Source organism: Mesorhizobium sp. M5C.F.Ca.IN.020.29.1.1 (assembly GCF_003997375.1).
Classification (GTDB): Bacteria; Pseudomonadota; Alphaproteobacteria; order Rhizobiales; family Rhizobiaceae; genus Mesorhizobium; species Mesorhizobium wenxiniae.
In genome coordinates this window covers 1-744 of sequence record NZ_RZSW01001107.1, presented here as the reverse complement: position 1 = coordinate 744, position 744 = coordinate 1, and the positions used below count along the sequence as shown (strand labels likewise).

General features: G+C 58.3%; 1 protein-coding gene. It reads right to left on the bottom strand.

Annotated elements, in window-relative coordinates; all coding sequences use genetic code 11:
- Positions 1-289: 289 nt before the first annotated feature.
- Positions 290-744, bottom strand: a 455-nt coding sequence (locus tag EOA85_RS36525) for a tetratricopeptide repeat protein (RefSeq protein ID WP_127212818.1), incomplete at its 5' end; no start/stop codon positions are given.

Here is a 744-nt window from a genome sequence, read left to right as displayed (position 1 = left end):
CATGATGCCTGACCTTTCCTGCCGCCGCCCCCGCATTCCGGGAGCGACCTTGTCGATGGGTACAAAAAGAAAACGGTCCGGCAGCCTCGGGCTAACGGAACCGTCTCACCGCAATTTCCCCCAATATAGCAATCCTCGTGGGTTTTTCACGCCAAAAAAATCGGTTTTGAAAAATTCACCCGCCATTTTTTTGAAATGCCGTCACGGCAGCACGGCTGGCCGGGCGAGCGGTAAAAAAAACCGGCTGCGACTGCTCACAGCCGGAGTGAGGAGCGTTTTGGGCTTCGAATCAGCTCTTCATGAAACGGTCTATCTGCTCAGACAGCATGCCGTATTCACGAGATTCCTTGCCGGTGCGCTTCTCGATCTCGCGGAGCTGTTCCTGGGCGCCGGCGAGATCGCCGATCTGCAGATGCGCCTCGCCGAGATATTCACGTACCAGCGTATAGTCCGGATCGATGCGCAGCGCTTCCTCGTAATAGCCGAGACCGACGGTCACGCGTCCGGAATGGCGGTGCGAATAGCCGAGGTAGTTGAGGATGCGAGGGTCTTTCTTGTCCGCAGCCAGGCTGAGCACGGCGATCGCCTCGTCATAACGTCCGGCCATCGCCAGCGCGCGGCCGGCTTCATAGATGCTGTCGTCGTCCAGCATGCCTTGCTTGGGCGCAACGCATTTCTTCAGCTTCTTGTCCCAGACCATGCCTTTCTTGCACTGTGTCGTCTGGCCGCCACCACCACCTCCTC